Annotated in this window: 14 protein-coding genes; 6 read left to right on the plus strand and 8 right to left on the minus strand. The window is 72.3% G+C overall.

Going from position 1 to position 18,492, the window contains the following annotated elements; translation table 11 throughout:
* Positions 1-35 precede the first annotated feature (35 nt).
* Together boxB and boxC are read right to left on the minus strand one after the other, a co-directional pair.
* Positions 36-1,475, minus strand: coding sequence for a benzoyl-CoA 2,3-epoxidase subunit BoxB (gene boxB / locus WME75_RS06345; protein ID WP_437487208.1), 1,440 nt, complete (start codon positions 1,473-1,475; stop codon positions 36-38).
* Positions 1,472-3,220, minus strand: a complete 1,749-nt coding sequence (gene boxC, locus WME75_RS06350) for a 2,3-epoxybenzoyl-CoA dihydrolase (RefSeq protein WP_437487209.1) — start codon at positions 3,218-3,220, stop codon at positions 1,472-1,474. The genes boxB and boxC overlap by 4 nt, the downstream gene beginning before the upstream one ends.
* Positions 3,221-3,309: 89 nt before the next feature.
* Between boxC and WME75_RS06355 the strand changes: the two genes are divergently transcribed.
* On the plus strand, positions 3,310-4,203 hold the full coding sequence (locus WME75_RS06355) for a shikimate kinase (RefSeq protein ID WP_437487210.1): 894 nt from the start codon (positions 3,310-3,312) through the stop codon (positions 4,201-4,203).
* A 29-nt stretch (positions 4,204-4,232) separates the two neighbouring features.
* Complete coding sequence (locus WME75_RS06360; RefSeq protein WP_437487211.1) at positions 4,233-5,828, plus strand: glycogen synthase; 1,596 nt, start codon at positions 4,233-4,235, stop codon at positions 5,826-5,828.
* 90 nt (positions 5,829-5,918) lie between these two features.
* Here WME75_RS06360 and WME75_RS06365 read toward each other — a convergent pair whose 3' ends face one another.
* Positions 5,919-7,127, minus strand: coding sequence for a DUF3829 domain-containing protein (locus WME75_RS06365; RefSeq protein WP_437487212.1), 1,209 nt, complete (start codon positions 7,125-7,127; stop codon positions 5,919-5,921).
* Positions 7,128-7,322: 195 nt separating this feature from the next.
* Here WME75_RS06365 and WME75_RS06370 point away from each other — a divergent pair, with 195 nt between their 5' ends.
* The 3 genes from WME75_RS06370 to recN all read left to right on the plus strand — a co-directional run bounded on the left by WME75_RS06370 (position 7,323) and on the right by recN (position 12,570).
* Entirely contained in the window at positions 7,323-8,135 is an 813-nt protein-coding gene (locus WME75_RS06370; protein WP_437487213.1) for a hypothetical protein, read from the plus strand.
* Positions 8,136-8,381: 246 nt separating this feature from the next.
* Complete coding sequence (locus WME75_RS06375) at positions 8,382-10,838, plus strand: hypothetical protein (RefSeq protein ID WP_437487214.1); 2,457 nt, start codon at positions 8,382-8,384, stop codon at positions 10,836-10,838.
* Positions 10,839-10,872: 34 nt separating this feature from the next.
* On the plus strand, positions 10,873-12,570 hold the full coding sequence (gene recN, locus WME75_RS06380; protein WP_437487215.1) for a DNA repair protein RecN: 1,698 nt from the start codon (positions 10,873-10,875) through the stop codon (positions 12,568-12,570).
* 52 nt (positions 12,571-12,622) lie between these two features.
* Here the strand turns inward: recN and WME75_RS06385 are convergent, their stop codons facing one another.
* The 3 genes from WME75_RS06385 to WME75_RS06395 all read right to left on the minus strand — a co-directional run bounded on the left by WME75_RS06385 (position 12,623) and on the right by WME75_RS06395 (position 15,710).
* A complete protein-coding gene (locus WME75_RS06385; RefSeq protein WP_437487216.1) occupies positions 12,623-14,155 on the minus strand; it encodes an FAD-dependent thymidylate synthase in 1,533 nt (510 codons plus the stop codon).
* 146 nt (positions 14,156-14,301) lie between these two features.
* Entirely contained in the window at positions 14,302-15,120 is an 819-nt protein-coding gene (gene map, locus WME75_RS06390) for a type I methionyl aminopeptidase (RefSeq protein WP_437487217.1), read from the minus strand.
* A complete protein-coding gene (locus tag WME75_RS06395) occupies positions 15,117-15,710 on the minus strand; it encodes a cobalamin ABC transporter substrate-binding protein (RefSeq protein WP_437487218.1) in 594 nt (197 codons plus the stop codon). The genes map and WME75_RS06395 overlap by 4 nt, the downstream gene beginning before the upstream one ends.
* A gap of 408 nt (positions 15,711-16,118) precedes the next feature.
* Here WME75_RS06395 and WME75_RS06400 point away from each other — a divergent pair, with 408 nt between their 5' ends.
* Positions 16,119-16,958, plus strand: coding sequence for a hypothetical protein (locus tag WME75_RS06400; protein WP_437487219.1), 840 nt, complete (start codon positions 16,119-16,121; stop codon positions 16,956-16,958).
* Between the two features lie 207 nt (positions 16,959-17,165).
* Here the strand turns inward: WME75_RS06400 and WME75_RS06405 are convergent, their stop codons facing one another.
* Entirely contained in the window at positions 17,166-17,432 is a 267-nt protein-coding gene (locus tag WME75_RS06405) for a NifU family protein (RefSeq protein ID WP_437487220.1), read from the minus strand.
* A 155-nt stretch (positions 17,433-17,587) separates the two neighbouring features.
* Positions 17,588-18,469, minus strand: coding sequence for a hypothetical protein (locus WME75_RS06410; protein ID WP_437487221.1), 882 nt, complete (start codon positions 18,467-18,469; stop codon positions 17,588-17,590).
* Positions 18,470-18,492 lie beyond the last annotated feature (23 nt).

Consider the following 18,492-nt stretch of genomic DNA (forward strand, 5'->3'; position numbering starts at 1 on the left):
CGCGCCGCCCCGGCCGGGCAGCGCTCGGCGCGCGCCTAGCCGCTGCGCCGCACGTACTCGAAGTCGACGGGCTTGCCCTTGAGCCCCTTCGCCGGCGCCGCGATCCAGTTCGCCATCTGCTTCGGATCGAACACCGGCTTCTCCATCAGGCTCCTCACGTACGCCTCGTCGCTCGCGGTCGGCAGCCACGCGTCGCGCCGGTGCTCCCACGCCTCCTTCGAGAGCGGGTTGCCGTCGACGTCGAAGTGGAGCCCCGCGTAGATCCCCGAGCTCCGGTGGAAGCGCCGGCTCGGCAGCCGCAGCCTGAACGGCACGCCCGCCTCCTCGATCACCCGGTTCATCTTGTCGATCCCGCGCTGCGAGTCGCTCACGTACTCGTCGCGCAGCACCTCGTTCATCGCGTTCCGGAGCGGCACCTCCTCGCGCCGCCACCCGGACACCGCGCCGCCCGCCCCCGCCACGGGCACGTCGAGCGCGTAAGCGCCGTCGATCGCCCGGTGATCCTCGTACGACTCCTCCTTCGCTCGGCCCTTCACGCTCGAGGCGAAGAACGACGCGGCGTTCGAGGAGATCTCCCCGCCGAAGAGATCGAGCGACACCGAGTACCAGAGGTTCAGGTACTTCTGCATCGTCGGCAGATCGACGCCGCCCTCGGCGCGCGCGTCCTCGTTCTTGTTGCGCTTCATCAGCTCGCACGTCCGCTGGACGATGCGGAGCAGGCCCGTCTCGCCGACGAACATGTGGTGCGCCTCCTCGGTCAGCATGAACCGCGTCGTGCGCGACAGCGGATCGAAGCCGCTCTCGGCGAGCGCGAGCAGCTGGTACTTGCCGTCGCGATCCGTGAAGTAGGTGAACATGAAGAACGAGAGCCAGTTCGTGCACGGCTCGTTGAAGGCGCCCAGGATCCGCGGCTTGTCCGGGTCGCCGCTCCGCCGCTCCAGGAGCGCCTCCGCCTCCTCCCGGCCGTCGCGGCCGAAGTGGCTTTGCAGGAGGTAGACCATCGCCCAGAGGTGCCGCCCCTCCTCGACGTTCACCTGGAACAGGTTCCGCAGGTCGTAGACGCTCGGGCAGCTCTGGCCGAGCAGCCGCTGCTGCTCCACGCTCGCCGGCTCCGTGTCCCCCTGCGTCACCACCAGCCGGCGCAGCATGTTCCGGAGCTCCCCGGGCACCTCCTGCCACACCGGCTCGCCCAGGTGATCGCCGAAGCCGATCTTCCGATCGGGCACCCGATCCGCGAGGAAGATGCCCCAGCGGTACTCGGGCATCTTCACGTAGTCGAAGTGCGCCCACCCCTCGTGATCGACGCTGATCGCCGTGCGCAGGTAGATGTCGTCCGCCTGGAAGCCCACGGGCCCCGCCTCCCGCCACCAGTCGATGAACTTCGGCTGCCACGCCTCGAGGGCGCGCTGGAGCTTCTTGTCCGACGCGAGGTCGACGTTGTTCGGGATCCTCTCCGAGTTGATGACTGCGCTCACGTCCGCCTCCAGTCGAATTCGGGTCGCTCCGGGCGCCCGTACATGGTCAGCGCGCCCCGCTGGCCCACCGCGTTGGGGCGCTGGAAGATCCAGTTCTGCCAGGCCGACAGCCGCGAGAAGATCTTCGTTTCCATCGTCTCCGGCCCGCAGAAGCGCAGGCTCGCCTCCATCCCGGTGAGCGCGTCGGGCGACAGGCTCACGCGCTCCTCGATCGCGAGCCGCACCTCGTCGTCCCAGTCCATCGCGTCCGGCGCGAAGGTGCAGAGGCCCTCCTCCAGCGCCTCCTCGGCGGACAGGAGGCCCATCCTCTCCTTCAGCGCGGCCGCGCGCTCCGGCGCGCCCAGGAAGCGCGACGCGAGCCGCGTCAGGCCGTTCGACATCGTCAGCGGACCGAAGCTGAGCGAGCTCAGCGCGATCGTCGCGGCCGACGTGGGCGACGTGTCCTCTCCGCCGTCCAGCATGTAGGACCGGTCTGCCGCGAGGGCGAGCTCGAACAGGCTCCCCGCGAAGCACGAGCCCGGCTCGATCAGCGCGAACACGCTGCGCGCCGTGAGGTCGAGCCGCTTGAGCACGCGCCGCATGTGGAGCAGGACCTCCTTCACGAACCAGTCGTCCCGGCTCGCCCACAGCGCCTCGTCCGCGGCCCGCACCGCGTCCGGAGAGCCGGTCGTCCTCAGGAGGACGAGGCCCACCGTCGGGTGGTTGAAGCGGAGATCGAGGAGCGCGTCGTCGAGCTCGCGGAACGCGCGGAGCGCCCACAGGTCCGCGCCGGCCCGGCGCATCCCGGCGGCGTCGAGCGGCCCCTCGCGTCCGTCGCCGTCCGGCCCGAGCACGCGGATCTCCGCCGTCCGCGCGGCGCGGTCGACCTTCAGCGAGACGTGGCGGTAGTCGCAGGTGGACACGTCGCCGTCCTCGGCGCGCCGCGCCTCGAGCGGCGCGAGCTTCACCCCCGGCCCCGGCCTGTCCGGCGTCGCCGCCGCGAGCTCGGCGGCGCGCTGGGCCACCGCCTGATCGAAGCGGCTCCTCGGGATCGAGCGATCGACGAGGCCCCACTCCTGCGCGCGCTTGCCGCGCACCCCTTCGGCCAGCGTCGAGAACACGTCCGCGAGGTCGCGCCGCACCTTGCGCTTGTCCACGAGCCGCGTGAGCCCCCCCGTGCCCGGGAGCACGGCGAGCAGCGGCGTCTCCGGGAACGAGACGGCGCTGCTCCCGTCGTCGCACAGCCAGATCTCCTCGCACGCGAGGGCGAGCTCGTAGCCGCCGCCCGACGCGACGCCGTTCAGCGCCGCGAGGTAGCGCTGCCCGCTCTCGGAGCACGCCTCCTCGAGCGCGAGCCGCGTCTCGTTCGTGAACTTGCAGAAGTTGACCTTGAACGTGTGCGACGACGACCCGAGCATGTAGATGTTCGCGCCCGCGCAGAAGATCCGCGGCTGAGCGCTCGTCACGACCACCGCCTTCACCTCGGGGTGCTCGAAGCGCAGCCGCTGCACGATGTCGGCGAGCTCGATGTCGACCGCGAGGTCGTAGCTGTTCAGCTTCAGCTGGTAGCCGGGCCGCATCGGCGCGTCCTCGTCGACGTCCATCGCCACGCGCGCGATCGCCCCCTCGAACGAGAGCTTCCAGTGCCGGTAACGGCCCGGCTCCGTCTCGAAGCGGAGGGGCGGGCCCTCGCCGGATGAGCCCTCTTCCCGGGCTCGGGTCTGCGGCGCTGACGCCGCCGAAGGAGCAGAGGTGGTCGCTTCCATACCCGACGAGCCCACCACCGCGACGGGTCTCAGTCAAGCAGTATAGTTCTTGAGTGCGCCGTATTCATGAAATATAGTGCAGTAACGAGATGCCGCCCCGCCAGACATCGCCTCGGGAGCGCGCCGGGCAGGGCCAGGGCCCGGAGGCCGTCGCGGACGGCGCCGACGGTGGCGCGTCGCCGATCCTCGCGCACCTCGCCGGGCGGCTCCGGCGGCGTCGCCAGGAGCTCGCGCTCACCCTGCGCGAGCTCGCCGAGCTCGCCGGGGTGAGCGAGCGCTTCCTGGTGCTGCTCGAGAGCGGGCGGGCGAACGTGTCCGTGGTGCGGCTGGAGGACATCGGTCGCGCGCTGGGCACCTCGGCCGCCGCGCTGCTCTCGGCGGGCGAGCTCGTCGAGGAGCATGCGTCGCGCGGCCCGTCGCCGGGCGAGGCGGGGGTGGCCGGCGGGGTCCTCGTCGCGCTGCTCGGCCTGCGCGGGGCCGGCAAGACAACGATCGGCGGCCGCGCGGCGGCGCGGCTCGGGGTGCCTTTCCTAGAGCTCGACGGGCTCGTGGCGGCCCGCGCCGGGATGAGCCTCGCGGCCCTGTTCGAGATCCACGGAAATGCCTACTACCGGCGGCTGGAGCGCGAGGAGCTCGCGCGGCTCGCCGACGCGCGCGCCCGCGGGATCGTGGCTACGGGCGGCGGCCTCGTGACCGATCCGGCGACCTTCGAGCGGCTGCGGCGCTGCGCGGTGACGGTCTGGCTGCGGGCGAAGCCCGAGGACCACTGGCGCCGCGTGGTCGAGCAGGGGGACGCGCGCCCCATGGCCAACCGGGCCGACGCCATGAAGGAGCTCAGGGCGCTCTTCCAGGCGCGGCGCGCGCTCTACGAGCAGGCCGACTTCGTGGTGGACACGTCGGCGCTCGGACTCGCCCGCTCTGTCGATCGCGTGGTCAAGATCGCCCGTGAAGCTGGTAGAAGGGACGCGACGCGCTCGCCTTGATCTGGGGCGCGCTCCCCCCTTCCATGTCCATGCCGCGCATGAAAATTCTCTTCGTGGTGTCCGAATGCGTCCCCTTCAGCAAGACCGGTGGCCTCGCCGACGTGGCGGGCGCGCTGCCGATCGCGCTTGCCGCAGCTGGCCATGACGTGCGCGTCGTGATGCCGGGCTACCGGGTCGCCAAGCGCTACCTCGCCCGCCAGATCGCGCTCGCCGAGCAGCAGGCCGCGGGCAGCGGGGCGGGCGCCGCGGAGGCCGCCGACGCGCCGACGGTCGCCGCGGCGCAGCGCGGGGACGGGTCGCCTCCGGCGGAGCGCTTCATGCCGCACCGGTTGCCGGAGCCGCTCGGCGTGCCGCTCGGCGGGGGCGAGGCGTGGACCGGCATCTGGGAGACGCGCCTCGATCCCGGGACCCCCGGCGCGCCCGCGCCCCGCGTGTACCTGCTCGAGCACGACGTGTTCTACGATCGCGACGGCATCTACGGGGACGCGCACGGCGAGTTCGGCGACAACCTCGCCCGCTACGGGCTGCTGTCGCGCGGCGCGCTGCAGCTCTGCCACGCCCTCGGCTTCTGGCCGGACGTCGTCCACGTCCACGACTGGCAGACGGCCCTGGTCCCGCTCTACCTCAACGTCCTCGAGCACCGCTCGCCGCTCGCGCGCGCCGCGTCGGTGCTGACGATCCACAACCTCGGCTACCAGGGCTGGTTCAACAAGACGCAGCTCCCCACGACGGGGCTCGGCTGGGATCAGTTCCACAGGTTCTGCCTGGAGGCGCACGACAGCATCAACCTGCTCAAGGCCGGCATCTACAACGCCACGCTCGTCTCCACGGTCTCGCCCAGGTACGCGCAGGAGATCCAGACGTGGGAAGGCGGCGAGGGGCTCGACGGCGTGCTCCGGGATCGCGGCACCGACGTGATCGGCATCCTCAACGGCATCGACGATTCCATCTGGAACCCCGCGGCCGATCCCCACATCGCGGCGACGTACTCGGCCGAGGACCTGGGCGACAAGCGCCTCTGCAAGGCGGCGCTCCAGCGCGAGATGGGCCTCGAGGAGCGCCCCGAGGTCCCGCTCCTCGGGCTCATCAGCCGCCTGGCGACCCAGAAGGGGATCGACATCCTCGCGGGCGCGCTCGACCACATCCTGTCGCTCGACGTCCAGCTCGTGGTCCTCGGCTCCGGCGAGCGCTGGGCCGAGGACCTCTTCTCGCGGATCGCCGGCTCGAGCGATCGCTTCCGTGTCCACGTCGGCATGAACGAGGGGCTCGCCCACCGCATCGAGGCGGGCGCCGACCTCTTCCTCATGCCGTCGCGCTACGAGCCCTGCGGCCTGAACCAGCTCTACAGCCAGCGCTACGGGACGCTGCCGGTCGTGCGCGCCGTCGGCGGCCTCGACGACACGGTCGAGAACAACGTCACGGGCTTCAAGTTCGAGGAGATGTCGTCGATGGCGCTCGGGAACACCGTCGCCTGGGCGGTGCACCTCTACCGCGCCGACCCGGCGTACTTCCGGACGATGCAGCTGCGGGCGATGAAGAAGAACTTCGGCTGGGCGCACGCCGCGCGGCAGTACGAGGCGCTCTACCGCCTCGCCATCTCCCGCCGCACCGGCCGCCCGCTCTGATCGCGCCCGCGCCCCCGGAAGGAGGCGCGGCGCGTTCAGAGCGCGCGGGCGCGGGCGCCTCCCTTCCGGGAAGCGCCGCCCCGGGGCGCGCTACTCCTTCTGCGGCGCGTCGGCGGGCTGCGGCGCGTCGGCGGGGGCGGCCGGCGCGGCCGGCTTCGCGGCCCCGGCGGCCTCGCGCGTCGCCGCCTGGCCCTTCGCCATGAGCGAGCGCGAGAGCGCCCGGTGCTTGCCCTCGATCACCGACACGAAGCTCGTGACGACCGGCAGGAACAGGGCGGGCGAGGAGATCCCCTGGTCCGTCAGCTTCGGCTCGGCCGCCTTCACGTCGCGGAGGAAGCCGTCGAGCGCGGGCGTCATGATCTTGGACCACGGGTCGGTCTGGTGGGTCGTGCCGTGGGTCTTGAGCGCCGCCGCCGATGTCTCCACCTTCTGGAGCGCGGTCTTCACCGCCGCGGGATCGACGTTCTTGCTGGAGAGGATCACCATGAGCGCGCGCGCGTCCTCGAGGGCCGTGATCGCCGCCTTCTCGCCCTCGTCCGCCTTCGCGAGGTCGGGCATGTGCGACGAGTGCCACGAGGACACCGCGAGGCCGAGCTTGTCGGAGTGCGCGTCGAGCTTCTGGAAATCGGCGATGAGCTTCGCGTGGAGCTCCTTGCCCTTCGCGAAGCTGTCCTTCTTGTGCTCCTCGCGCTGGTAGTAGTTGGCCGCCGAGGCGATGGTCTTCGCGAGATCGGTCGCGAACGGCGCGTACTCGGCGAGCGCGGTGTCCACGTCCGGCATGGCCGGCTCCTTGAGGCTGAGGGCGACGGTGCAGGCGCGCGCGTTGCGCTCGTGCGGCGCGCGCGCGCTGAAGTTGAACGGCCGGCGGTCGTCCTTGCCGGGCCCGGTCTTGGCGCCGGCGGCGCCGGCCGGCGCGGGCGCGGCGGCGCCGGGCACGGGCGGCTTGGCGGGGAGCAAGCCCTTGGGGGGGTCCCCGGCCTTCGCCAGCTCCTCGGTGCCGAACTTCGGGATCTTCTTCTCGCTGGGCTCGTCCTTGCCGAGGCTCGCGAGGTACGCGTCGCGGGCCTGTTTCAGCGAGAGCGTCCCGAAGTAGCAGACGTCGACGCGGTACTCCTTCAGCGACTGCGGATCGACCTTCTTGAGCGGCGACACGGGCGTCCGCAGGCTCGCCTTGCCCTTGTTCGCCGCCGCGGAGCTTGCCGGCTCCGGCTGGGGAGGCGGCGGGTCCTCCTTGCAGCCGGCGGCACCGCTGGCAACGAGCACGAGCGCGATGGAACAGAGAGACCTGACGGAAATCATTCGGTGTGCCTCCTCGGCTGGCGCAGAACGGGCGCATCATGCCTAAGCCGGCGGCGCTTGCAACACCGGCCATGGGCGGAAACTTGCGGCGCTGGTCGGGAAAACCCCGGCTCCGGCCCCAAACCCGCGAGGTCTCCGGGTTCTTCCTGGCCTCCGCTGTGGCTGATGAAACGATCCGGGTCTAAGGTCGGCCGCGTGAAGCTGCGAAGCCTGACCCTGGACGAGCTGACCATCGACGACGAGCGCTCTTTCCGGCACGTCGCGCTCTACGACGATCTGAAGCAGGTGCTCCGGCGCGACGGGTACCGCTTCCGGGTGCCCGAGGGCGAGGCGAGCTGGGATCGCATCGTCTTCTTGAACCTGACGTTCTGGAGCCAGAGCGAGCAGGGTGACCTGATCGCCAGCGAGCACGTCGCCGCGGACGTCGTGACGCACGTCGCGTGGCACCACCTCGCCCACCGCGCCCTCCCCGCCGCGAGCGCCGGCGCTCCGCCCAGCGCGGAGGCGCTCCTGCTCGCCGAGTCCATCGCGAGCGCCTTCGATCTGTACCTCGTGGGGCGCCTCCTTGGGCACGCTCCGGACGCCGAGTTCCTGGCCACGCAGGTGCCGGCGATGGCCGAGGCGGCCGAGGCGAGCGGGCTCTCCGATGCCGGCTTCGAGGCGCTCCTGGAGAGCGTATCGGCGGATCCGGAGCGCGCCTTCGAGGACCTCCGCGCCCTGCTCTTCGACGTGACCACGGCGCTCCTGCCCTGCGATCGCCTGAGCCGCGCGGCCGAGATCCTCTCCGGCTTCGACGCGCACCGCTTCGCCCCGCTCCTCCACCACTACGAGCTGTCGAACTGGCTCCTGTCGACCCGCGCTCCTGGGTCCCTGCCCGCCCCCGATCCGGTCGCCCGCGCCGTCGACGCGGCGCTGCGGAGCGCCGCGGTCTCGCTGGAGTGGCTGGAGCAGCGCTGGGTGCGCCCTCCCGCGCCGCTGCCGGTGAGCGCCGAAACGCCCGCCGCATAGGGCGGAACCTCGCGAAGGCTGGGGTGGAGGGGGTGGGATCCGGAGGAGCGGAGCGGGCGAGCCGGAGGGCGACCGCCCCGGTCACTTGCCAAGAAGATTGCGCGCCCTGACGAGCTGCGCGATTCTCCTCCCACGGTGCAACTCGCCTGCTCTGTCTGCAGGGCCTACGTGGAGATCGGGGTAGGACGCGAGATGCGTCCGTCCCTGCCGTTTGTCTGCAAATCCTGCCGTACGAAGAGCAAGCAGTTGGCGGTTGACCGGGGCGAGCCGCGGTCGTCCCCCTCGGTCGTGCCGAGCTCCGCGAGCGGGCGCGACCGGCGCGAACCGCCGAGCGAGCCGGAGCGGGTGAAGCCGTCCTCCGGGCATGCGCCCGAGAGGGAGCCCGAGCTGCCCGGCGACCTGCTGGACGCCGAGACGACGCTCCCGGGCGCGGGCATCCAGCGCAGGCCGGCGCCCGCGGGCGACCCGGAGCGGCGCGCGGCGTCGGCTCCGCCCGCGCGGAAGCGAGGGCTCACGCTCGCGGAGCGGATCGCGCAGCAGGAGCTGGACGCCGCGCCGGAGTCGAGCCCGAGGGCGCATCCGCTGGATGCGCTCGACGTGGCGGCGGAGGCCTCGCTCGAGCACGCGGTGGTGACGCCGGACGGCGGCCTGGGGCGGCGTGAGGTCCCGATGCGGCCTCGCACGTTCGCCGGCGTCCCCTGGGAGGACTCGCGCCGCGGCGGCGGGGTGGCGCCGTCGACGGGCGGCCGGAGCCCGTCGGCGCTCCCTCCTGCCGACTCCGATCCCGTCTCGATCCAGGATCTCGCGCAGATGCTCTCCCCCGGGGTCGAGCCGCCCTCGCTCTCCTTCGGGTCGGGGGCCGCCGAGGACGAGCGCGCGAGCCATCGCGCGCCGGCGTCCGAGGCCGCCTCGCGGCCGCGCGCTGTAGCACGGTCGCCGGTCCCGGTCCGGCCGCCGGCGCGGCGAGAGCACCGCGTCACGGCGGCGCCGGCGGCGGTGCGACCGCGGTCCGCCGCCACCCCGCGCGCGGGCGCCTCCTCTCGGCCTGTCGCGCCGCCGTCCGAGATGCCGCCGGCGCCGCTGTCCGAGATGCCGCCGGCGCCGCTGTCGATCGACGAGGCCCGGCCGTCGTCTCACCGCTCGTCGCCCGAGCTCCGCCTCCAGGACGTGCAGGCGATGGCGGCGCTCGCCCCGCAGCCTCTGCCGTCCACGCGGCGCCTCCGGTCCGGCCTGGGACCGGCGGACGCCTCTCCGGCGGACCTCGCCCTGCTGGGGTCGCTCGCCCCGCCGCCGTTCGCGAGCTCGCCGCCTGCCGCGACCCCGATGCGCCCCGCAGAGGCGTCGCGGCGAGAGCGCGCGAAGCCGGAGGCGCAGGGCGCCGCGGAAGGGCTGCGCGAGCAGGGGAGCGACGAGCGGCCCTCGCGCGAGCCGCTGGCGCGCGCAAGCAACGCCCCCAGGGCGACCGCCCGTCCGGCGGGCGACCCGATCAGCCAGGCCGATCTTCGTGGGCGCGCCGGTCGCAAGGAGGACTCGGGTCTGATCGACCTGCGCAGCATGGCGCCGCCGCCTGACGCGGCGGGTGAGGCGCGCCGCAACGAGAACCGGGCCGACGAGGAGATCCTGAGCATCAGCGGCGGGCTGTTCGAGGGAGCCGCCGCTGAGCGCAGCTCGTCTCCGTCGTTCCCCGAGCAGCTCATCGAGCCCGACCTCGTGGCCGTCGAGGGGCACACGTCCTCCGAGGATTCCGAGGAAGAGACGCCGGTGCGCACCTCGATCACGGCCAGCTCCCTCGTCTCCGAGGGGCTGCGCATCTTCTCGACGCCGGCGTCGCGCCAATACATGGCGATCACCGGCTGGGTGACCGTCGTCTTCATCGTGTTCGGCGCTGCGCTGTACCTCGCGCAGGCCCACGGTCGATCGTCCAGCGCCACGGCGAGCCAGCCCGCGCCGGCGAGCAGCAGCGACGCGCTCGCCGCCGCTCCGCCGGAGGCGGCGCTGCCGTTGCCGGCTGCACCTGCCCCTGCCGACCAGGCCGCCGACCGCGAGCCGTCCCTCGATGACGAGCCGATCGCGGACCTGCCCGCCGTCGCCCCCGGCGTCGCGGAGGAGGCGCCGGTCGCATCCGCCTCCGCCGCCTCGACGGGCAAGCCGGCCGCGTCGCCCTCCCCCGAGCCGGCGCAGGCGGGCGCTGCACCGGGGCCGGCGCCTCCGCCGAGCGCCGCGCCGGCGCCTCCGCCGAGCGCCGCGCCGGCGGCGAGCGTCGCGCCCTCGGCGGGCGCCGTGCCCGCGGCGAGCGCCGGCCCGCGTGTCGGCGAGGAGGCTCAGGCCACCGAGAGGCCAGCCCGGGAGGCGGCGCCGGCCGCGCCCGAGCGCTCGAAGCCGGCGGCCAAGCCGCCGCCGGCGGCCTCGCAGCTCCTGCCGGCGAAGGACGAGCCGGCCCGCTTCGATCAGAGCGCGGCGAGCAGCGCCCTCGCGGCCGCCGCCGCCGCCGCCGCCGGCTGCACCGGCGAGGGGCTCACGGGCACGGCCCGCGTCGCCGTCACCTTCTCGCCCTCGGGCAAGACCATGTCGGCGCGCGTGGAAGGGGGCGATCTCGTCGGGACCGCCACCGCCGCGTGCATCGCCGCTGCGTTTCGCGGCGCCACGGTGCCGCCTTTCGAGGGGATTCCGGTCACCGTCATGAAGCAAGTGAAGATCCGCTGACGACGGGCCGAAAGCTTCCTATCCTCCCGCCGCTGTGCTGGTCGCGCTTCGGGTCAAAAACTTCATCCTGATGGATGCTCTCGAGCTCCGGCTCGAGCCTGGCTTCAACGTGCTCACCGGCGAGACGGGCGCGGGCAAGTCCATCGTCGTGGGCGCGCTCTCGCTGGTCCTCGGCGGCCGCGCGAGCGCGGAGCAGGTCCGCCCCGGCGCGGACGACGCCGAGATCGAGGCGCTCTTCGACGTGCGCAGCTCGGATCGCGCGATGGCGATGCTGGACGCCGCCGGCATCGCGAGCGACGGCGAGATCGTGATCCGCCGCGTGATCCAGGCGACCGGCCGTTCGCGCGCCTACCTGAACGGCCGCCTCTGCACCGCGGGCGAGCTCCAGGCGTTCGCCCCGGAGCTCGCCGACGTCGCCTCGCAGCACGAGAGCGTCGCGCTCACCGACCCGTCGACGCACCTCGGTTACCTCGATCGCTTCGGCCGCCTGGTGCCGGCGCGCAGCGAGCTCGCGGCGAACGTCAGCGAGCTCGAGGCGCTCACCGCCCAGCTCAGGGCCGCCCGCGAGCTGGAGCGCGGCCGCGCCGAGCGCGAGGCGTTCCTCTCCTTCCAGCTCCAGGCCATCGACGCGCTCTCGCCGCGCCCCGGCGAGCTCGCCGATCTCGCGGCCGAGCGCAACCGGCTCCGCCACGCGGGCCGCCTGCACGACATCACGCGGCGCGCGGCGTCCCGCCTCGATCAAGGGGACGACGCGATGTGCGACGAGCTCGCGCGCCTCGCCTCGGAGCTCCGGGCCGCCGCGGAGATCGACCCTGCGCTCGACGACGTCGCCCGCGCCGTCGACGGCTGCTGGACGGAGCTCAGCGAGGCGGCTCGCCAGATCGGCCGCTACGCCGAGCGCGCGGAGGCCGATCCGGATCGCCTCTCCGAGATCGAGGATCGCATGTACCGCCTCGAGGGCCTGCTCCGGCAGCACGGCCCCACGCTCGACGACGTGCTCGCCGCGCGGGCGCGCCTCGCGGCCGAGCTCGGGCACCTCTCGGGGGTCGAGAGCCACGTCGCGGAGCTCGAGCGGCGGCGCGACGCCCTGCTCGCCGTCGCCGCGGATCGCGCCCGCAAGCTCTCGGCGAAGCGGCGGAAGGCCGGCGAGAAGCTCGGCGCCGCGATCTCGACGGAGCTCGCCGACCTCGGCATGGGCGGCGCGCGGGTGGTCGTCGACATCGAGCCGCACGGCGGCGACCGCGCCGCGCTGGTGGTCGACGGCGCCCGCCTCGGCCAGGACGGGATCGACCGCGTCGAGTTCCTCATCTCGCCCAACAAGGGGATCGAGCCTCGCCCCTTGCGCCGCATCGCCTCGGGCGGCGAGCTGTCGCGCGCGTTGCTCGCGCTCAAGCGCGTGCTCGCGGAGTGCGGGCCGGCGGGGCTCTACGTCTTCGACGAGGTCGACAGCGGCGTCGGCGGCGCCGTCGCCGACAAGATCGGGCGCGCGATCGGCGACGTGGCGCGCCACCACCAGGTGCTTTGCATCACCCACCTGGCGCCCATCGCGGCGTTCGCCAGCGCGCACTTCGTCGTCGCCAAGGAGAACGCGGGCGGCATCGCGAAGAGCTCGGTCTCGCGCGTCGACAAGAAGGACCGCATCGCCGAGGTGGCGCGGATGCTGTCGGGCGCGAAGGTCACCGGCGCGTCCCTCAGAGCCGCGACGGAGCTCATCGAAGCAGCGCGCCTCTGAGCGGCGGTCCTACCCGAGGCGTGGCCGGCGCGGATCCACCGCGCGGCGCGGGTCAGCTCCGCGCGAGCGCGTAGTCGTTCAGATCGACGCGGACCATGTCCTTGAGCCAGGGGTGCACCGTGATCGCGGTGCGGTACAGCCCCTGGGCGATGCGCCGGTAGCTCGTGTGCCCCTGCTTCGCCGAGCGGAGCTCGATGACGTGGAAGAGCTCGCGCAGGTTCAGCGTCCAGAGGGTCCTCACGCGGAAGCCGAGCGGCACCGCGTACTGCGCCTCCAGGGGGTAGCGCTCCTCCATGGCGTGCCAGGCGTCGCGCGCCGCGAGCATCGCGTCCTGGTAGGCCTCGGCGTAGCCGAGCTCCGACAGGGCCTGCGGCGTCTCGAAGCCGAGGCGGCAGGTGAGCCGCTGCGTCGCGGGCGTCAGCATCCGGTGGCGCTGCAGGTCGCGGTACGCGCCGTAGTCGAGCATCAGCTCGAAGGTGATCGTCGACGCCTCGAACGCGCGCGGCGGCGCGTCGTACGGGCCGCGCTTCTCGCACGCCGCCTGCGCGATGGCGATGAGCTCCGGCAGCGTCGCGCGGCGGAGCGCGTCGCCCAGGTTGTAGGCGTGCGCGCCCGGGTCGCTGCCCTCGTACGCCAGCGCGAGCGCGATGCGCTCCAGCGCGTCCTTGTCGTAGCGCACGAGCCGGACGGGCTGGTTGATCACCATCGTCGCGCTCACGCCCTCCTCCGGCGGCGTGTAGACCCGCTTCATCGCCGCGGCGACGGTGGCTTGCAGCCCCTTCCGGAGCTCGTTCGGCGCGGCGTACTTCACCAGCGTCGGGGTCACGGCGAGCGCGGCCGCGTGCATGTCGCGGGCGACCCTGCGCACCTCCTCGAGCGGGTGCGACATCATCTTCGTGAGCAGGATCTCGAGCGCCCTCGCGTTCGCGGTGAGGCCGATGTTCGTCCGCGTCCCTGCCGGCAGGAGGCCGCGCAGCAGATCGCACGCCTGCGAGCGCAGCGCTCCCCTGTAGGCGGCGTCCGACATCTTCTCGGGCTTCGGCTCGCGCGTGCTCAGCCGCTCGGTCACCTTCGGGACCAGGTCGAGGTAGGTCGCGAAGAGCCGCTCGCTGGAGGCCTGGTACCTCGCGCTGTCCTTCGCGTCGATCTCCGGCAGGTCGACGAACGAGTGCTGATCGAAGACGACGTAGCGCGTGCTCTTCTCCGTGTACGAGCCGAGCCTCAGGTCCTCGATCACCTTGGAGGCGACGATGCTCACGTTCTCGAGCGCGAGGTGCACCACGGCGTGCTCTGCGACCGACGCGTGGCCGTAGCCGACGACCCACTTCTCGTGGAAGCTCCGCGCCTTGTCCGACGCGAACGCGAGCCCCCGGCGCGGCCGGTCGCCGGCTTCGGGGGCCACGTCGAGCTCCTCGTCGCCGAGCAGGCGTGCCAGGTTGGTGCGCAGATCATCGCGGCTGCGCGAGTAGTACGCGAACAGGACGGCGATGACTTCCTCCGGCAGACCCGACAGCGAGAACACGTCCGCCGTCAGGCTCGACACATACGGCGCGACTCTGGCACGCGACGCTTCGTCCAAGGCCATGCCCTGCTTCTACCCCTAATCCTCGGCCGATCGGTCGAGAAAACTCCGTTCCGATCGACGGCGCCGGTCCACCTCGGCCCTCCTGGTCGGGCCCGGCCGGCGCGCGCCGCCTGCGCGCGGCGCACCGCGCCTGCGCGCGGCGCGCCTCAGAGCGCCCGCGCCTCGGAGACGGCGAACGGATCCGCGAAGATCTCGCTGTTCGCGAGCGGCCGGCTGCGCCGGGTCAGCACCTCGCAGCCGGTCCTCGTGACGACGATCGTGTGCTCGAACTGCGCCGACAGCGAGCGATCGGCGGTCAGCGCGGTCCACTTGTCTTCCAGGATCTCGACCTCGTAGGTGCCGATGTTGATCATCGGCTCGATCGTGAAGCACATGCCGGCGCGGAGCCGGGTGCCGCTGCCGTACTTGCCCACGTGCGAGACCTGCGGCGCCTCGTGGAAGCGCCGCCCGATGCCGTGGCCGACGAAGGCCCTCACCACCGAGCACCCCTCGGCCTCGGCGAACTCCTGGATGGCGGCCCCGATATCGCCGAGGCGCGCCCCGTCCCGGACCTGCGCGATGCCGAGCTGCAGGCTGCGCCGCGACACCTCGGTCACGTGCTTCGCCTCGGGCGACGGCTTGCCGATGTAGAACGTCGCGGAGGTGTCTCCGTAGAAGCCGTTGTAGATGGTGGTGACGTCGACGTTGATGATGTCGCCCGGCTCGAGGACGCGGTCGCACGGGATGCCGTGGCAGACCACCTCGTTGATCGACGTGCAGACGCTCTTCGGGAACCCGTGGTAGTTGAGCGGCGCGGGGTAGCCGCCGCGTCGGATCGTGTCCTCGTGGACGAAGGTGTTGATGTCCTCGGTGGTGATGCCAGCGCGGATCATCTCGCCCACCGCGAGGAGCGTCTCGGCCGCCATCTGGCTGGCTACCCGCAGTGCGTCGACTTCTTTGACCGTCTTGATGCTCACGTTGCTCACGGCGCAGACAGCTCCCCGAGGACGACGGCCTCCTTGACGGCCGCGGCGACCTCCGCTGTATCAGGTGAAAGGTGCCAGTGGATCTCCGGCTCGCCAGCCTCGCCGGCGAAGCGCCGGATGAAGGCGATGAAGGTGAGCCCGCGGAGCCGCGCGTCGATCGCCTTGGCGATGCCGAACGCGCGGCTGGTCGGGCGGATGTGGAGCTCGAACGTCCGATCCGGCACCCTGGGTGTGGCCAGGGGAGGGTAGCCGACCTGGATCCCGAGGTGATAGGTGCTCTTTTCTCCGATCGAGTCGACGGTCACCGTGCTCACGCGGACCCGCGCGACAACGTCGGCCGTCTGCGCCCTCTCCCGGAGGAAGGGGTCGGATCGGGGCGAGGGGCCGTCCAGCGAGAAGCCCACGGCGGCGGCCTCGATGTTGTCGTCGAAGACCTCGCGCGCATGCCCCTCCCACGCGGCCGCCCCGCCCTGCGGGTCGAGGGACGTCGCGGGGCGCTCCTGGTCGGCGACGCAGCCGCCGGCGGGGCCAACGGTCGCCAGCGCGGCGAGCGCGAGGCGAAGGGGAGCGGCACCGGCGGCAGGGATCATCCTTGGGACCGGTGCTCGTAGCACGTCGTCTGCCCTCTGTCAGGACCCGGCACACATCGGTTGCTCCCTGTTGCCTGCTGTTTACCTGCTGTTACCTGCGCTTACATGCGCTGTTGAGGCCGTTTCCCTCCTCGTCCGCCTCGTCGCCCCGCGTCGTCCGCCCTCGCCGCCGCTCTTCCTCTCTGCGCTCCGCGCGCCCGGTGTTCGTCCTTCACCGGCTTCACCGGACCGGCTCCATCGATCCGGTCGAGCCGCCGTCCAACGTCGGCGGTTGGCCCCGGTCGGCGGGGATCCTATTCTCCCGTCCTACCGCTGGTGCTAGCGTTCCCCGGCTTGCCGGGCGGGGTTTCTAACTTTTGCGATTGCAGAGCGCGCAGGGACAGCGTCTGCGCCGGCTGGAGGAAGAACATGAAAGCGAAGAGGCTCCTGGGAGCAGCGTTGGCCGTCGGGCTGGGCCTTGCGGCGATCGCGAGCACGACCGAGGTCGCTGCCCAGCCGAAGAAGGAGAAGAGCGGGGCACCTGCCCGGCCCGCCGAGCCACCGGCGACGAAGAAGACGATCGCGCTGACCCCTCCGGGGATCGCGTGGGGGATGAGCACGAAGCAGGTCGCGGCCCTGATCGACAAGATGCTCGATGCGACGTACGTGCCGCGTTACAAGGCGACGTCGCCCGGCGTGAAGATGAGGGCGCTCGACGCCGAGCTGGCCGAGGAGAAGAGCGCGTTCCGCCGCAGCCGCATCGACTTCGGCAAGCTGCCGACGGGCATGGACGCGACGCCGCTCAAGGGCGAGTACACCTACCTCAACAAGGAATCGATGATGACGCTGACCCGCGACGGCGGGAAGCGGTACTTCTTCTTCATCCAGGACAAGCTCTGGAAGATCATCGACGAGCACGCGCTGGGCGAGGGCAACGCGCGCGGCAAGGACTACCAGTCCGCCGTCGTCAAGCTCTCGACGACGTTCGGGTTGCCTGGTCGTGTGACGCCGCCTGAGCCGGAGAAGGGCCGCTACGTCACCGAGGTCGACTGGAAGGACGCGGCCACGCACTTCCGCGCGATCGAGCGCAGCGAGGGCGAGATCGCCTTCGCCTACGAGGACCTTGTGACGCTCAGCAGCCTCGAGTCGCTCCGTCCCAACAAGCCGGTCGACGCGAACGCGATCGACCCCGCCGTCGCCTCGGCTGTCCGCAAGGAGGAGCCCCCTCCGGGCCCTCCTCCCACCGACAAGCCCGCCAAGAAGAAGTAGCCCTTCGTCTCCCGCCCCCTGGCGCCGCGCCCCCGGCGCCCCCCGCTTCCCCCCACAGAGCCCCGCTTGCGGCGCGGACCCGCACAGGAGACGGGCCCAGATCGGCGTTTTCGGCGCGGAGGCGTACTTCTGTACGCCGAGCACCGAAAACGTCGAGATGGGCCCGTATCCGAAGCGGGTCCGCGCCTCAAGAAGCGGGTCCGCGCCTCAAGAAATGAGGGAGGCGCCTTCGGGGACGCGCATTCCGTTGGTCACGACGACCCGCGCAGAGGGCGCGACCGCGAGCACCGCCGGCTCGATCACCGCGCGCGCGGTGAGCATGGCTCCGGGGCAGCCCGAGCATGCGCCCGCCAGGTGGAGCGTCAGGTGGTCGGGCTCGACGGCCACGATGTAGAGCTCACCGCCGTCCGCTCGGACGAGCGGCGCGATGACCTCGCGGCAAACCTTGAGAAGCTGATCGATGGAAGCCGGCATGGGGGGGTGGGCTCGAGCGCGCCGCGCGAGCCAGCCGCGAGCCTAGCACGGCAGCGCTCGATCGGGAGATCGGCCCCGCCTCGCTGCAGGCTGTCACGGCGCCGAGGCCGCGGCCGGGGGGGGCCGCGCTCGTCTCGACGCTCAGGGCCTCGCGCTCAGAGCGTCGAGCTGAGCGCGGCGACGCCGGCGTCGGCGGCGAGCTCCGGCGTGCGCTGCGCCGCGGCGCCGAAGGTGCGCCCGGCGATCTCGAGCGTCCCGCTCCACGGACCCGAGGCGGTCTTCGCCGGCAGGTCGAGCTTCTCGAGCGCCTCGGTGTTGACATCGGGCGTCACCGGTCCGCCGTACGCCTTCGCGCCCTTCCACACGAAGACATAGAGCAGCGGCGTCGCCTTCAAGCCGTCGCGCTTGGCGATCTCGGCGATCTCCCGCTTGGCCGCCTCTTGCAGCCGGTATGCGTAGGCGCGGAACGACCAGCCCGTGACGAAGAGGCCCTTGAGCTCGCCGTCGCTCGCCTTGACCGGATGCGCGGCGACCCACTGGAGATCGGGGCCATTCCTGACGCCGCGCATCTCCTGCATCTCCCCGAACGCCTCGACCAGCCCGCTGCCCGGCGCCAGCACCTTCCTGAGCTCGGGGAACGAGGCCAGGACGGACCTGTTGGCGAGCATGTCCGGATCGGCCTCGCTGCGCAGCACCGTGCCGCTCGGATCGGCGAACGAGAAGAAGGTGCTCTTCGCGAACTCGAGCTCCTTGACCGAGGCGCGCGCGCCCGCGATCGCCCGCTGGAGCCCGAGCAAGTTCGCGCCCGGGTCGGTGTCCACCAGCGTCGCGAGCTTCTGCGAGCCCGCGGGGAGGCCCGTCCGCACCTGGCCGACGTCCTCCGCGACGACCGGAGCGAGCTTGGCGCAGAGCTCCGTGGCCTGCTTCTGCGACGTCTTGCCGTCCTCCTGACACCCGCTCGCGAGGGCGGCGACCAGCGCACAGGTGAGCACGACGGGCTTGCTTTCGCTTCGGGCGAGGGTTGAAGAGCGCATCATCGAGAACGACTCTCCACGGGGAG

It is taken from the genome of Sorangium sp. So ce1014 (assembly GCF_051521505.1).
Lineage (GTDB): Bacteria > Myxococcota_A > Polyangia > Polyangiales > Polyangiaceae > Sorangium.

Excerpts from the sequence above, each read along its gene's own strand:
- WME75_RS06410 (WP_437487221.1), bottom strand. The coding sequence starts at position 18,469 with ATGATGCGCTCTTCAACCCTCGCCCGAAGCGAAAGCAAGCCCGTCGTG.
- WME75_RS06395 (WP_437487218.1), bottom strand. The coding sequence starts at position 15,710 with ATGATCCCTGCCGCCGGTGCCGCTCCCCTTCGCCTCGCGCTCGCCGCG.
- WME75_RS06360 (WP_437487211.1), top strand. The coding sequence starts at position 4,233 with ATGCCGCGCATGAAAATTCTCTTCGTGGTGTCCGAATGCGTCCCCTTC.
- WME75_RS06405 (WP_437487220.1), bottom strand. The coding sequence starts at position 17,432 with ATGCCGGCTTCCATCGATCAGCTTCTCAAGGTTTGCCGCGAGGTCATC.
- WME75_RS06400 (WP_437487219.1), top strand. The coding sequence starts at position 16,119 with ATGAAAGCGAAGAGGCTCCTGGGAGCAGCGTTGGCCGTCGGGCTGGGC.
- boxC (WP_437487209.1), bottom strand. The coding sequence starts at position 3,220 with ATGGAAGCGACCACCTCTGCTCCTTCGGCGGCGTCAGCGCCGCAGACC.
- WME75_RS06385 (WP_437487216.1), bottom strand. The coding sequence starts at position 14,155 with ATGGCCTTGGACGAAGCGTCGCGTGCCAGAGTCGCGCCGTATGTGTCG.
- WME75_RS06365 (WP_437487212.1), bottom strand. The coding sequence starts at position 7,127 with ATGATTTCCGTCAGGTCTCTCTGTTCCATCGCGCTCGTGCTCGTTGCC.
- WME75_RS06355 (WP_437487210.1), top strand. The coding sequence starts at position 3,310 with ATGCCGCCCCGCCAGACATCGCCTCGGGAGCGCGCCGGGCAGGGCCAG.